The following is a 13,114-nucleotide window of genomic DNA, read 5'->3' as shown; positions in this document are numbered from 1 at the left end:
CGGGCTCCCGCCGAGCATGAGGACTGTGCACGCGATGAAGAGCCGGATGGAGACCACCGAGATTGTTGTCGGCCTGGACATCGGGACCACGAAGGTTTGCGCCGTCGTGGGGGAGGTCGACGCCGATGGGATCACGATCCTCGGGGTAGGGAACGTCCCTTGCCGAGGTCTCCGCAAGGGAGTGGTGAGCAACATCGACTGGACTGTCCGCTCGATCAGCGAAGCGATCGAGGCGGCCCAGACCATGGCCGGTGTCGAGATCCGCACCGTCTACGCGGGCGTGGCAGGGAGCCACATCCGTTGCCACGGATCGGATGGTGTCGCAGCCATCTCGGGCGGTGAGGTCACCCGGCTGGATGTCGAGCGCGTCCTCGAAGGTGCGCGCGCAATCCCGGTCGACGCAGACCGCCAGATCCTGCACGTTCTCCCACGCGAGTTCACCGTCGACAACCAGGACGGCATCCGGGATCCCGTGGGCATGAGCGGAGTGAGGCTCGGCACGAAAGTCAACCTCATCACGGCCGCGACGTCGTGCGTTCAGAACGTGGTCCGTTGCGCCGAGCGCTGTGGCCTCACCGTTGCAGACGTGGTCCTCGAGCCCGTTGCGAGCGCTGAGTCGGTTCTCTCGGAAGACGAGAAAGAAATCGGCGTCGCGCTGATCGACGTGGGTGGAGGGACGACCGATCTCCTCCTCTATGTAGATGGAGGGATCGCCCATGCAAGCGTGATTCCCGCAGGTGGCAACAACGTCACCGCGGACATCGCGGCGGGCTTGCGCACCCCCATGGGCGAAGCGGAGCGGCTCAAGCGCAATTTCGGCTGCGCGCTCGGCCGCATGGTGGGCGATGATGAAGAAATCGAGGTCCCTGGCGTCGGCGGTCACCCGCCTCGTCGGACCGCTCGGCGTGTGCTGTCGGACATCATCGAGCCACGCGTGGAGGAAATCTTCGCTGTGATCCGCAAGCGCATCGAGGACACGGGTCTCCTCGAGCAGCTCTCTGCGGGCGCGGTCCTGACGGGCGGCGGCGTGCTCATGGAAGGCATGACCGAGTTTGCCGAGGAAATTCTCGGCATGCCTGTGCGGCTGGGTGTGCCCGTGGGCGTTCGCGGGATCACGCAGCTCGTCGCTGGCCCCCAGTACGCGACAGGGGTGGGACTTGTTCAGTACGGAGCAAATGCGCTGGCGCAGGCTCGCGCGCTCACACCCGTGCCGCCTGAGGTTACCCGCATCGACGCCCGTCGTGACAGAATCGTCAAGGAGCCGCGCCGCGAACTTCAAGAAGAGATGCGGATCGAGACGAAGTCTGGGGGGAGATTCTGGAGCTGGCTTCGTGCTGCTTTCTGAGCATGACGGGGCTACCAAAAGTTGTTAGGAGAGGGCGGTTTCGACGGGTCCTGATCAAGGTTTTGAACGTGACAGCGTCAAGAGGAAGAGGCGCCTCTTGACCGCGAGTCCGGCGCAGGGCGAAGTGCCCTCGCCTCCAAACCAAGCCCGCGAGGCGGCGGGCAGAGCGACTGCACGCACATCCCCCGGGAGGATTTCATGAGTTTCTCCATCGAGTTCGCCCCAGAGCATGCTGGGTACGAAGCCCGCATCAAGGTCATCGGTTGCGGTGGCTCTGGCGGCAACGCGGTCAACACGATGATGAATTTCGGCCTCGAAGGGGTCGAGTTCATCGTCGTCAACACCGACGCGCAGGCGCTCGGCGCCAGCCTGGCCCCGACCAAGATGCACATCGGTGCCAGCGTCACCCGTGGGCTCGGTGCGGGCGCTGATCCCGAGAAGGGCCGCAAGGCTGCGCTCGAGGACGTGACGCGGATCAAGGAAATGATCGCCGGCGCGGACATGGTGTTCGTCACCGCCGGCATGGGCGGTGGCACCGGCACCGGCGCTGCGCCCGTCATCGCGCAGCTCGCCCGTGAAGAGGGATGCCTCACCGTCGGTGTCGTCACCAAGCCCTTCTTCTTCGAAGGGAAGCAGCGTGCACGCCGTGCCGAGCTCGGTCTGGCGATGCTCGCCGAGCACGTCGACACCCTCATCACCATCCCCAACCAGAAGCTGCTCTCTTTGGGCGATGAGGACCTGTCGTTCGTCGAGGCCTTCCGCAAAGCGGACGAGGTGCTCTACCAGGCCATCAAGGGCATCAGCGACCTCATCACGCAGAACGGCATCGTCAACGTCGACTTCGCCGACGTGAAGACCGTCATGTCGAACATGGGCCGCGCCCTCATGGGCACCGGCTGCGCCAAGGGCCAGGGGCGCGCGCGCCTCGCGGCAGAGATGGCGGTCAGCTCGCCGCTGCTCGATGACATCTCCGTGGAAGGCGCCACCGGCGTGCTCATCAACATCGTCGGCGGCCCCGACATGCGCATGAAGGAGATCGAGGAGGCTGCGACCCTCGTGCAGGAGCAAGCGCACGAAGACGCCAACATCATCTTCGGCGCGACCATCGACGAGAGCATGGGCGACATGATCAAGGTGACGGTCATCGCGACCGGCTTCGATCATCCCGTCGTGGAGGTCCCGCAGCAGTACACGAGCTCCTCGACCGGGCGCAGCGGGACGCACGCCCTCTCCCCGATCGCAGCCTCGGCGGCGCCCCTTTCGTCCCGTGCGGCCATGAACGCGCCTCCGCTGACGCAGCGACCCCCGACCCGTGAGGATGTGGGTTACCCGACCTCACGTCGCGCTGCTCCCTCGCAAGCCCCGGCTCAGGCGGGTGCAGCGGGCGGAACCAGGGATCGCTCGAGCTTCGTTCCCCCGCTCGACGGCGACTGGGATACCCCCGCGTTCCAGCGTCGCGGCCAGTAAGGTTGGCATCGCACGAGCGACGCGTTGACTTCGGCGTGCTGCGACTTATCGTCTGGCGCGGCTCCCTGTCCTTTCTCCGCCGCGGCGAACCCTCGCCGCGCTCTGGCCGCCCATGAGTGAAAAGCGCGATTATTACGAAGTCCTCAGCGTTGCGCGCGACGCATCTCCTGACGACATCCGCAAGGCCTACCGACAGCTGGCCCTCAAGTTTCATCCTGACCGAAACCCCGGCGACGCATCGGCCGAGGTGAAGTTCAAGGAGGCGACTGAGGCCTATCAAGTCCTCTCGGACGCTGACAAACGCGGTCGCTACGACCAGTTCGGTCACGCTGGGCTCGAAGGCGCGGTCGGCTTCGAAGGCGGCGACATCTTCTCGCACTTCCAGGACATCTTCTCGGAGTTCTTCGGCGGCTTCGGCGGAGGAGGAGGGAGAGGCCGCCGTGGCCCGGCGCGTGGCCAGGACATCCGCGTGCAACAGCGCCTCACCCTCAAAGAGGCGATCTGCGGTTGCAAGCGAGAGGTCGCTCTCCGGACGCCTGCGCCGTGTGACGAGTGCAGCGGTACGGGCGCCAAGCCAGGGACGAAGCGCAAGACCTGCGGGACGTGCAACGGCGCAGGCCAGGTCTCGACCGCCCGTGGCTTCGTGATGTTCTCTCAGACCTGCCCCGAGTGCAGCGGCGAGGGATCCATCGTGAAGACCCCGTGCGCCGCCTGCAAAGGAGCAGGAGCCGTCGAGCGCTCCCGCAAAGTCGTCGTCTCGTTCCCCGCCGGCATCGATGGCGGGCAGCGGCTGCGCGTTCCTGGCCAGGGGATGCCCGGTTCTCCCGGCGCGCCCCCTGGCGATCTTTACGTCGACGTCGACCTCCTGCCGGACGAACGCTTCGAGCGACACGGCACGGACCTCGTCTACCGCCTCCCCTTGACCTTCGTCGACGCCGCGCTCGGCACCACGATCGAAGTCGAGCTCCCCGACGAGACCAAGGCCGACGTCACCGTCCCCGCAGGGACGCAGCCGAACGACATCATCCCCGTGAAGGGGAAGGGTGTCCCGCGTCTCGATGGTCGCGGTCGCGGCGCCCTGCAGGTCCTCGTTCAGGTCGAGGTCCCTCGAGAGCTTTCGGCCGCAGCCAAGGACCTGCTGCAGAAGTTCCAGAGCGAGCTGGCGAAGGGCGAGAAGCGCGGCGCCAAGACGGCCTGAGCTCCGTCACCGACTCATCCCCATCCACGAGCCGACGCACGCCAGGCCGAACGCGACTGGCGCGAAGGCGATCGCGAACACCACCGCCACTGGTGCTGCCAGCCCGAGCAGCACCAGCGATCCGACGATGGCGAGCGCCGCCGAGATCGCCGGCTCCAGCACACTCCGCGTCGCCGACGCCCGCGCCACGAGGTAGCCGGCGATCGGAAACGCGCTCATCGCGGCGCCCCCGATGAACACCAGCGGCACCATCGCCGCGACCTGCGCTTCGGCGCGATCCACGGCCGCAAAGTCGATCCCCACGCGGTGCCCCAGGGCGACCGCGCCCGCGAGGCACGCCGTGAGCACCCCCGTGGTCACCAGCGCCCCGAAGACGATCCAGCGCAACGTGACCGGACGCTCGGTGCGACGCAGCGCCTCGCGAACCGCCCCGATCGAGGGAGGCGTCATGCTCGTGAGCAAGCGGCTCACGCGCGCGTCCGAGATCGCCTCTCCTTGTCGCAGGAGCGACTGCACCGCGACCAGCGCGATCACCCCGGCACACAGCAAGATCGGCAGCGCCGCCAGCATCGCCACCGGCCTGCGCGCGAACACCAGGTGATCGAACACCCCGTTGAACAGCGCTGCGCCGAGCCATGCCACGTTGAACCAGCGCCCCCCGATGCGCCGCCTCCGGTCTCTCCCCAGCGTGAAGCCCCACGCCGTCGCGAACGCCACGTGCGCCGGCAGCGCCAGCAGCGCGCGCGCGATGTCCACCGATGGCAGCGCGCGACCCCACAGGTAGACGGCGTTGTGCACGGTCACGAAGCCCAGCGCTGCCGTCGACGCGTAGACGACGCCATCGATCGGCTCGACCACCTTTCGCGTGCGGACCAGCGGCGCGACCGCCGCGACCTTGAGCCCTTGCTCCAGCGGCGCCGCCACCAGCAGCGCATAGACGAGCGTCGCCACGTCGGCCGTGCGCGCGTACCGATCCAGCCCGGCCCAGCGCAGCAAGATCTCCTCGAGCAGGACCGCCGGAACGAACGCCACCGCGCCGAGGAGCGCCGCGAACAACCCGACGGAGAACTGGGTCCTGGCGGGGCGCTCTCGTCGCAGCACGGCGAGCCACGCCGCCGCCGGTGCGACGACAGTGAGCCCCCACAGCAACCAGGAGATGGCGCTCAACGGCTACGGATCACTGTGGGAGCGAACTTCACAGGTGCAGCCCGATCACCGCGGTGATCGCCAGCGCCGAGCCCAGGCTGCTCCCATCCGCGGCGAGCACGTCGGCGCGCACCTGCTGTGGATCTCCCCCCGAGCCGCTCTGGAGCCGCTCCACCTGCGCCGCCGAGAGCCCTGGCCGCGTCAGTCCCATCAGCTCCCCGCTCACGTTGGCGCCGATGGACAGCACGCGCGTCAGGTAGATGTCGAGCCCTCCACCGATCCTCCCGTAGAACCCCCGGATGCTCACCGCGTCCTCCACACCGCTGATGGCGCCGGTCACGCTCCCCAGCCCCGCGTAGCCGAAGCCGAGATCGATGTGTGGATCCAGCCGGCCGAGAGGGATGTGCAGCCCCACCTCCCCGCCCACGCTGAAGAGCTGGTAGTTGCTGAAGAACCCGGCGCGCGCCCGCGCCCCCAGCGTCAGCGCGAACAGCCGCAGCCCGAGCCCTGCGCCGACCATCCCGCCGCTCGCTGAGGTCGACACCAGACCCGCCGTCAGCTCGTCCTCGTTGGCAGAGAACGTCGACAACCCCACCTGCTGGAAGCCGCCTTCCACGTTGAAGTAGAAGAACTCCAGCCCACGCCCCGAGTCGTCCTTCTTCGCATCGTCGAGCCGCTGCTCCGTCTCGCTCGGCGGAACCTCGGTCGCTGGCGGCGGCTCTTGCATCGGCGGAGGCGGCGCCAGCCCTCCAGCCTGCATCGACGGATCGTAAGGACTCGGCGCAGGCGCCTGCCCGGGCGGAGCGGCTGGCACTCCAGCGCCAGCAGGCTGCGTCCACGGCTGACCTTGCGCATGAGCGGTGCTCACACTCATCCCGACCAGCGTCAGCGCGAGGCCCAGAGTTCGAACGGACGACCAGGCAAAGCGAAAGCGCATCCTTCAGTCCTCCTCTTCCCGAACGGCGTTCCTGCCCCCGAACTCTTCCGGATCCACAGGCGCCCCCGGGATCCGGTAGCTCCCGTCGAGCCATCGACCGAGGTCCACCAGCTTGCACTGCGCGGTACAGAAGGGAAACACCGCATTCTCGGCGGAAATCTCGACCGGTTGCCCGCACGTGGGACACCGGGGGGGGGGACGCGTTGCCATGGCCCTACCCTAGCGCGCGGACCGTCATGCTGACCATGGCAGCAGCACGTCCGTGACAGTCCCTCCTGGTCAGCCGGGCGACCTCGAATCCGACGTCGTCGCCCGGAGCACGCGCAGCCGAACGTCGATGCGACGCCCCTCCGTCGGAATGAACGACGCCCGCCCTTGCCCGTCCTCGAACTTCCACGCCAGGTCATCGCCGGCCGCCCCCTCCAGCACCTCGGCGCTGATCTCCAGCGTCTGCGACCCGGCCACCACCTCCGACCCGCGCATCGCGAAGACCCCGGCGCGGAGCAGCGCCAGCGTGCGCCGCGCCAGCCCTGCGAGGGGCGCGGGAACGGTCGACGTCCCTTCCGGCTTCCAGCCCGCGACGTGCCCCTCGCCATCGATCTCCACCACGATCCGCGCGATCCCTGCGCTTCCAGCGGGCAGCGCGCGCCACGCAGGATCGGCCTGGCATGCTGGCGGGATCGCCCGCGTGAACGCTCGCCCCAGGCTGCGCACCCCGCTCACTCCCTCCGCCCCGAAAGCGCCTTGCGCCCCTCCGCCTTGCGCTTGCTTCCCCTCACGACGCCCCTCGGCATCCGAAGCCCCACTGGACACAGCCGGACGCTGCGCCGCTGCGCTGGCCTCTGCCGACGAACTCGGACGCGGAGGGCTCGCCTCGGCATACGGATCGTCGTCTTCCTTCTCGCGCGCTGGCTTCGCGCTAGAGGCCACGGGTGCCTTCTTCGGCTCCGGCGCTGCTTGCTCGACCTTCGGCGGCTTCTGCGGCACCGCCTCCTGCTCCTTCGGCGTCACCACCTTCTGCTCGCTCGGGGACTCTGCGTGTGCTGGCTCCTGCTCCTTCGGCGCGGCGGGCGGCGGCGGTGGCGCTGCGACGGGCGGCGGCGGTGGCGCTGCAACGGGAGGCTCCGGGAGCGACGGCGCTGCGGCCGGAGGTGCAGCCTCGCCCACCGGCATCACCGGAGCGGCGCGCGTCGACGAGGCCGCCTCGTCCAGCTCGACCTCATGCACCGCGTCATCTCCCACCGCCGGACCAGGCAACGCCGCCGTGTCACCCACCCAGACGTCCGCTGGCTCCTTCAATGGCGTCACGGCGGCGTGCTCCACCGAACCGGCCGGTGTCAGGTGCACCGCCCCGAACAGGGCCGCATGAACGACCACCGACAGCGCCACCGCCAGCGCGGACACGCCGGACCCCGGCGCCTCTCGGGCGGCGGACGGGGCTCGTGGATCGCGCATCGCGGACATCTCCAGGAAGGCATTGCCGGTGCTCACGGGTTCTGTCAGACACCGCCCGCGCCGGACCGTTCCCGATCCTGCCACGCCCCCCACCGAGTCGCTCGCCCCATCCACCATGAAGCTCCTCGCCCTCTCCACCTCCACGCCCCGCGGTAGCGCGGCCCTCCTCGACGGCGAGCACGTTCTCGCCGCCGCGACCTACGACGATCTCCAGGGCCACGCCGAACGCATCTTCTCCGCCGTGGAGCAGGCCCTCCGGGACGCATCGGCCTCCAGAGCAGACCTCGAAGCCCTCGCGTGCGACATCGGCCCTGGCTCCTTCACCGGCGTCCGTGTCGGCGTGGCCACCATCAAGGGCATCGCCCTCGCGCTCGGCTCGCCTGCCGTGGGCATCTCCTCCCTCGACGCCATGGCCGCGGCAGCCTTCGACACGGCCGCTGCACCGGGCGATCTCGTCGTCCCCATGATCGACGCCAAGAAGGGAGAGCTCTTCCTCGCGGCCTACGACGCCCTCGATGCCCCCCTCCGGATGGTCCCGCGGCACCTCCCCCGGGAGGACGTTCCGGCCTTGCTCGCTCAGCTCGCCACGGGCGCCCGCTTGATCATCGCCGGTGCCGTTGCCGAGGAAATCCCTGCCCTCCGACCTCACCTCGTCCGGGGTGAGGGCATGGACCTCCCCCACGCCACCTGGATCGGCCGCCTGGCGGCCAGACGGCTCGCGGCGAACCCCGGAGCGCGCGACGAGCACGACGCCGCCACGATCGAGCCACTCTATGTACGCGCTCCCGACGCGAAGCCCGCCCAGCCGGGATATGCTCCCCCGCGATGACCTCTCGCTCTGCTGAGACCCGAGGCTCTCGGGACCTCGAGACCCAGACCGCCGCCGAGCCCGTCGCCGAGAGAGCGGACCTCCCGCCTCCGGCTCCTGGCCCTTCCCCCGCACCCGCGAGGCGTCCGACCCTCTCCCCCGAAGCTGCGCGCACCTCGGCGCCTCCTCCTCCTCCGCGTCAGGCCATGAGCAGCGCGCCCCAGCTCAAGGCGAGCCCTCCTGATCCAGAGCGCCTCCGTGCGCGCTTCGGCCGCAGCTTCGCCGCGGGCGAGGTGATCTTCCGCGAAGGCGATCTCGGCGCCGAGTCCTTCCTCATCGAGGAGGGACGTGTTCGCCTCATCAAGCGCGTGCGCGGCGCAGAGCGCAGCCTCATGGTCCTCAAGGCCGGCGACATGCTCGGCGAATCGGCCTTGCTCACGGGCGTCCCGCGCTCCTCCACGGCCATCGCCCTCTCTCCGGTCGTTGCCCTCGCGCTCGATCAGGCGACGCTCCAGAGCCTGCTCGAGAACCACCCCCTCGTCGCGCTCCGCATCGTCAAGCAGCTCGTCGCCCGCCTGCGCGACGCCGAAGATCAGATCGAGAGCATGATGCTCACCGACACCCAGTCGAAGGTGGTGAACGCGCTCCTCAAGCTCGCCCAGCAGGCCCGCGACGAAGGCTCGGGAGGCACCGTCTCCTTCTCCGTCTCACCGATGGAACTCTCGATCCGCGTCGGCCTCGACGTGGACACCGTGAAGCGCGCCGTGCAGCAGCTCCGCGATGGACAGTACCTGCGCGTCTCCGACGAGCGCCTCGAGATCCCCGATCTCGACGCCTTGCGCAGGCTCTACCACCTGCTCGGCGTGAAAGACGAGATCCGCGGAGAAGGCTGAGCCGAAGGGCGCAATGCACGCCTGTCGCGACGCCTCGGCGTGCGAGGTTCCTCGAGCGCTCGGCGTTTCCCAGCGCCGACGCTGCCAAGCGCTCGGCGTTTACCAGCGCCGATGCTGCGGTTCGGCGTCGCGTACAACGACAAAAGATGAAATGAGCCCAGCGTAGGTTATCGCATCGCGGTCCGGGACGGAATGGACCGCGTCATCCGCACGGCGCGAAGCGTCATTCCCTGCCGAATCGCAGGTTGACTGAACTGTTGGCCTGGTTTACTCAGGGGGTCCCTGAGGCCACGACCCTGATCATTCCGGCCTCGACGCTCGCGACGCGACACCCCAGGAGCGGCGCGAGGAATACGGCCCGGAGCGGCGCACTTCACGGCACACCGCGGGATCACGAGGAGCTGGAGCGGATGACGCAGATGCGACGACCTGCACGAGGAGGGCGACAGCGGTTCAGCGCTGGCGCTTTCGTGCTGGTGTCGCCGCTGATGCTCGTCGCGGCCGGTGCGTGCGCGGCTTCGCAGGCCGGGCAGGGGGGCGAGCAGCGCTCGGTTGCCGAGTACGATCTCGCGCGGGACGCCTTCCAGAACGACAGGCTCCGCGAAGCGCTCGATCACGTGGAGAAGGCGCTCGAACACGACGACGAGAACGCGGACGCCGCGCACCTCGGCGCGCTGATCATGCTCATGTTCTGCGCCGTGGACGCGCAGTCGAGCGATTGCCGCTTCGAGGAAGCCGAGCGGATGGCGCGTCGGACCCTCGAGATCAAGCCCGACATGCGCGACGCCAAGAACACGCTCGGCGTGATCCTGGTCCACGAGAAGCGCTACGACGAGGCGATCACCCTCCTCAAGCCCCTCGCCGAAGACATCCTTTATGCTTCCCCCGAGAAATCGTGGGGTAACCTCGGCTGGGCGTATCTCCTCAAGGGCGACGCGGATCTCGCGATCGACGCCCTCCGGCGTGCCATCGCCGCGCAGCCACTCTTCTGCGTCGGTCACTACCGCCTGGGCCTCGCCTACGAAAAGCGGAACGAACTCGCGCTCGCACGCGAGGCGTTCAGCGCCGCGCTCGAGACCGAATCTCCCGAGTGCCAGCGCATGCAAGACGCCTTCGAGGCGAGGGCGCGGGTGAGTTTCCGAGAGGGCCTGCGCGACGACGCGCGCGCCGACTACGAACGTTGCCGTGAAATTGCGGCGTCGACGCCGACGGGACAGCGCTGTGCTGCACAGCTCCGCGCCTTCCCATGAATGATGATTGTGCTTTGACTCCCGGACGGGAGACTGTCACTGAGCTTCGAGAACTTGAGGAAGGCAGTCAGTAGATGGACGCACGATGATGGGTGAAGTGGGATGGACTCGATCGGCCGCTACCTGAGGCGTACTCGTGAAGCCCGGGCGATGAGCGTGGAGGAAGTCTCCCGTGCCACGCGCATTCCCGTCATCTCGATCGAACGGATCGAGGCGGATCACTTCGACGATCTCCCTGGAGAGGTCTTCGTCCGTGGCTTCTTGAAGGCCTACGCCAGAGCCGTCGGGCTCGCGATGGAGGACGTGCTCGCGCGGTACACCGCGAGCCGCCGCATCGCCCTGGTCACCCCGCTGCCCATCGCCGCGCCCGCGCGTCGCACCCAGGGCAAGCGCTTCGGCGTCGCCATCGCGTTCGTGCTCCTGCTCATCCTGTTCACGCTGGCGCTCAGCATCGTGCTTCGACCGCGCGGCCACGACATGCCTCCGGAGCTGGCGGACCGCGGCCAGGTCGACTCCCTCGGTATCGCCCCGCTGGCCTGAGGGCCAAATTTTCTCCCGTCTCTCGCGACGGAGCTGGGCGCGTCACCGCTTTTCCGGTCACCTCTCCAGACCATGGCCTTCGCCGGTCGACGCAGAACCGAACGCCTCCAGACGCTGGCGCTGCTCCTCCGCGCCGTCCCCATCGGTGAAGCCGACCTCGTCGTGACGTTCTTCACCGAGGAGCGCGGCCTCCTCGCCGCCCTCGCCCGTGGCGCCCGCCGCTCCGCCAAGCGTTTCGTCGGCCTCGAGCCCATGCACCTGCTCCGCCTCGCCCTCGACGAGCGACCTGGCGCCGAACTCGGCGTCCTCTCGGAGGCCTCCATCGAACACCCCCGCCTCCACCTCACCAGCAACCTTGCCCGCCTCGAAGCTGCGGGCCGCGCCCTCCGCTGGGTCCGTGACATCGCGCCCGCGCACACCGCCGAGCCCGAGGTCTGGCGAGAGCTGAACCGCCTGCTCGACGAACTCGACGAAGCGCCCCGCCGCGGCCCCGCCGAAGCGGACGCGCCTGCCCTCCCTCCAGACGCCGCACTCGTCACCACCGGCCTGCGCCTCCTCGGCGCCTTCGGCTGGGGCCTCGACCTCAGCCGCTGCGTGAGCTGCGGGCGCGCGTGCGCCCAGGGAACCTCGGCCCTCGCCGATCCTGCCCGTGGAGGCCTGGTCTGCCGCGCCTGCGGTGGTGGCCGCCTCCTCTTGCGCGCCGAACTCCGCGAGCGCCTCGCCGCGATCGCCGAGGGCGGCGAAGGCACCATCCCCCTCGACGACCTGCGCACCGCCTTCGATCTGGTCGAAGGTGCGCTCACCGCCCACGCCAGCGGCCGCTGAGCGACCTCCAGCGCCGCTCCTCATCGCCGCGCCTTTCCGGCGCCCGTCACCAGGCGTCGCGCGTCAGGCCGCTTGCCGCGTGAAGTACCGCGACGCCGCCCGTGGCCATGCCGCCGAGCCCTCGATCTCCACGAACGGGCGCCCGGGCGCCTCCCGCGGGAACGAGAAGCTCCCCGTGTTCGCGTACTGGTCCCCCAGCGCTTCCTTGTGCGTGTGACCGAACACCACGAGCTTCGCGCCCGTCGCCTCGGCCACGCCCTTCGCGCTCGTCGCCAGCCGCTCCGACACCGTTCCCGCGTACCGGTTGTGCCCGGCAGCCCAGCTCACCGCCATCGCCATCGCCCCGCCCGCCAGCGACGTCGCCCCGATCCCCCGCTTCCCGAGCGCCAGCCCCGTCGCGCCCGCACCCATCGCCAGCGTCGCCAGCACCCGGTCGAAGTACAGCCGCGAGAACGTCCGCGCCACGCTCTCCATCGTCGGCGTCGCCGAGAGCCCGATGAGCGCATCGGCCACCTCACGACCCACCCCGGCCTCCTGCGAGAACCCCGCGATCCGCGCTTCCCCGTCCGCCACTTCCTCGTGACCGCGGTAGAGCGGCCCGCTCTGCATCACCGCGCTGATCGCCGCGTGGAAGTACCGGTAGATCACATACGGCGCGCGCAGCCCGTACCACTTGAACGCCGAGAGGAAGAGCTTGAGCGGCGTCTGATCGTTCGCCTGCAGGTAGCGGTGCGCACCCGTCGGTGCGATGAACTCCTCCACGAAGTGCACGCCCAGGCTGCGCTGCCCCGAGACCAGCGGGTGCGCTGGCGCGTTGTCCGGATCGTAAAGGTGACCATGCTCGATGTGCAGGCCCTCCTCCCGGAAGAACCACGGCGTCGTCCGCACGCGCCCCATCGCCTGCTGCCCCAGACCCAGCGCTCCCACCAGCTCCCCGGTGAAATCGTCTTCGCCCACCTCGGCGTCGTGGTTGCCGCCCACGAGCCACAGCTCACCCCCGCGATCCACGTGCTCGGCGAGCGCCGACCGCACGATGGCGTGGACCCCGAGCGCCTCGCGCAGCGCCCGCGGTCGCGCCATCCCGGGTGACTCCGACGACAGGTCGAACAGATCCCCGGCGAACACCACCCGCGATCCAGCGTGCTCAGCGAGCAGCCGTGCCAGATCCTGGCTCACCTCCGGAGGCGTCGACCGCACCAGGTGAAGGTCGGCGAGCACCACCGTACGACGCTGCATACCCATGCGTCTCA

Annotated in this window: 13 protein-coding genes; 8 read left to right on the top strand and 5 right to left on the bottom strand. The window is 69.2% G+C overall.

Annotated elements, in window-relative coordinates; all coding sequences use genetic code 11:
- Nucleotides 1-34: 34 nt before the first annotated feature.
- From ftsA to dnaJ, 3 genes are all read left to right on the top strand, one after another.
- A complete protein-coding gene (gene ftsA, locus CMC5_RS32050; RefSeq protein WP_050433962.1) occupies nt 35-1,345 on the top strand; it encodes a cell division protein FtsA in 1,311 nt (436 codons plus the stop codon).
- A 198-nt stretch (nt 1,346-1,543) separates the two neighbouring features.
- Nucleotides 1,544-2,812, top strand: a complete 1,269-nt coding sequence (gene ftsZ, locus CMC5_RS32045; protein WP_050433961.1) for a cell division protein FtsZ — start codon at nt 1,544-1,546, stop codon at nt 2,810-2,812.
- A gap of 112 nt (nt 2,813-2,924) precedes the next feature.
- Complete coding sequence (dnaJ, locus tag CMC5_RS32040; protein ID WP_050433960.1) at nt 2,925-4,010, top strand: molecular chaperone DnaJ; 1,086 nt, start codon at nt 2,925-2,927, stop codon at nt 4,008-4,010.
- 6 nt (nt 4,011-4,016) lie between these two features.
- On the opposite strand, the gene CMC5_RS32035 is transcribed toward dnaJ, so the two are convergent.
- The 4 genes from CMC5_RS32035 to CMC5_RS46690 form a co-directional block, all read right to left on the bottom strand.
- The gene (locus CMC5_RS32035) at nt 4,017-5,177 is read right to left on the bottom strand and encodes a PrsW family glutamic-type intramembrane protease (RefSeq protein ID WP_050433959.1); all 1,161 of its coding nucleotides are present in this window, start codon (nt 5,175-5,177) and stop codon (nt 4,017-4,019) included.
- 28 nt (nt 5,178-5,205) lie between these two features.
- Nucleotides 5,206-6,030, bottom strand: coding sequence for a hypothetical protein (locus tag CMC5_RS32030; protein WP_050436249.1), 825 nt, complete (start codon nt 6,028-6,030; stop codon nt 5,206-5,208).
- Between the two features lie 66 nt (nt 6,031-6,096).
- The gene (locus CMC5_RS32025; RefSeq protein WP_050433958.1) at nt 6,097-6,303 is read right to left on the bottom strand and encodes a DNA gyrase inhibitor YacG; all 207 of its coding nucleotides are present in this window, start codon (nt 6,301-6,303) and stop codon (nt 6,097-6,099) included.
- A gap of 69 nt (nt 6,304-6,372) precedes the next feature.
- Entirely contained in the window at nt 6,373-7,584 is a 1,212-nt protein-coding gene (locus CMC5_RS46690) for a hypothetical protein (protein ID WP_179955489.1), read from the bottom strand.
- Between the two features lie 79 nt (nt 7,585-7,663).
- Here CMC5_RS46690 and tsaB point away from each other — a divergent pair, with 79 nt between their 5' ends.
- From tsaB to recO, 5 genes are all read left to right on the top strand, one after another.
- Entirely contained in the window at nt 7,664-8,377 is a 714-nt protein-coding gene (gene tsaB / locus CMC5_RS32015; protein ID WP_050433956.1) for a tRNA (adenosine(37)-N6)-threonylcarbamoyltransferase complex dimerization subunit type 1 TsaB, read from the top strand.
- 185 nt (nt 8,378-8,562) lie between these two features.
- Complete coding sequence (locus CMC5_RS32010) at nt 8,563-9,249, top strand: Crp/Fnr family transcriptional regulator (protein ID WP_156339017.1); 687 nt, start codon at nt 8,563-8,565, stop codon at nt 9,247-9,249.
- 245 nt (nt 9,250-9,494) lie between these two features.
- Nucleotides 9,495-10,499 (top strand): tetratricopeptide repeat protein, encoded by a 1,005-nt coding sequence (locus tag CMC5_RS32005; RefSeq protein WP_245677873.1) that lies wholly within the window; start codon nt 9,495-9,497, stop codon nt 10,497-10,499.
- A gap of 102 nt (nt 10,500-10,601) precedes the next feature.
- Nucleotides 10,602-11,039, top strand: a complete 438-nt coding sequence (locus CMC5_RS32000) for a helix-turn-helix domain-containing protein (protein ID WP_050433954.1) — start codon at nt 10,602-10,604, stop codon at nt 11,037-11,039.
- 72 nt (nt 11,040-11,111) lie between these two features.
- Nucleotides 11,112-11,864, top strand: coding sequence for a DNA repair protein RecO (gene recO, locus CMC5_RS31995; protein WP_050433953.1), 753 nt, complete (start codon nt 11,112-11,114; stop codon nt 11,862-11,864).
- A gap of 63 nt (nt 11,865-11,927) precedes the next feature.
- Here the strand turns inward: recO and CMC5_RS31990 are convergent, their stop codons facing one another.
- On the bottom strand, nt 11,928-13,100 hold the full coding sequence (locus CMC5_RS31990) for a metallophosphoesterase family protein (RefSeq protein WP_050433952.1): 1,173 nt from the start codon (nt 13,098-13,100) through the stop codon (nt 11,928-11,930).
- Between the last annotated feature and the right edge of the window lie 14 nt (nt 13,101-13,114).

It is taken from the genome of Chondromyces crocatus, assembly GCF_001189295.1.
Lineage (GTDB): Bacteria > Myxococcota_A > Polyangia > Polyangiales > Polyangiaceae > Chondromyces > Chondromyces crocatus.
Note: the sequence above shows the minus strand (reverse complement) of the source record. Positions and strands in the feature narration are given on the sequence as shown.

Bases quoted from the DNA above. Each gene is read 5' to 3' on its own strand.
- ftsA (WP_050433962.1), top strand. From the start codon at position 35: ATGAAGAGCCGGATGGAGACCACCGAGATTGTTGTCGGCCTGGACATC.
- ftsZ (WP_050433961.1), top strand. From the start codon at position 1,544: ATGAGTTTCTCCATCGAGTTCGCCCCAGAGCATGCTGGGTACGAAGCC.
- dnaJ (WP_050433960.1), top strand. From the start codon at position 2,925: ATGAGTGAAAAGCGCGATTATTACGAAGTCCTCAGCGTTGCGCGCGAC.
- CMC5_RS32030 (WP_050436249.1), bottom strand. From the start codon at position 6,030: ATGAGTGTGAGCACCGCTCATGCGCAAGGTCAGCCGTGGACGCAGCCT.
- CMC5_RS32025 (WP_050433958.1), bottom strand. From the start codon at position 6,303: ATGGCAACGCGTCCCCCCCCCCGGTGTCCCACGTGCGGGCAACCGGTC.
- tsaB (WP_050433956.1), top strand. From the start codon at position 7,664: ATGAAGCTCCTCGCCCTCTCCACCTCCACGCCCCGCGGTAGCGCGGCC.
- CMC5_RS32010 (WP_156339017.1), top strand. From the start codon at position 8,563: ATGAGCAGCGCGCCCCAGCTCAAGGCGAGCCCTCCTGATCCAGAGCGC.
- CMC5_RS32000 (WP_050433954.1), top strand. From the start codon at position 10,602: ATGGACTCGATCGGCCGCTACCTGAGGCGTACTCGTGAAGCCCGGGCG.
- recO (WP_050433953.1), top strand. From the start codon at position 11,112: ATGGCCTTCGCCGGTCGACGCAGAACCGAACGCCTCCAGACGCTGGCG.
- CMC5_RS31990 (WP_050433952.1), bottom strand. From the start codon at position 13,100: ATGCAGCGTCGTACGGTGGTGCTCGCCGACCTTCACCTGGTGCGGTCG.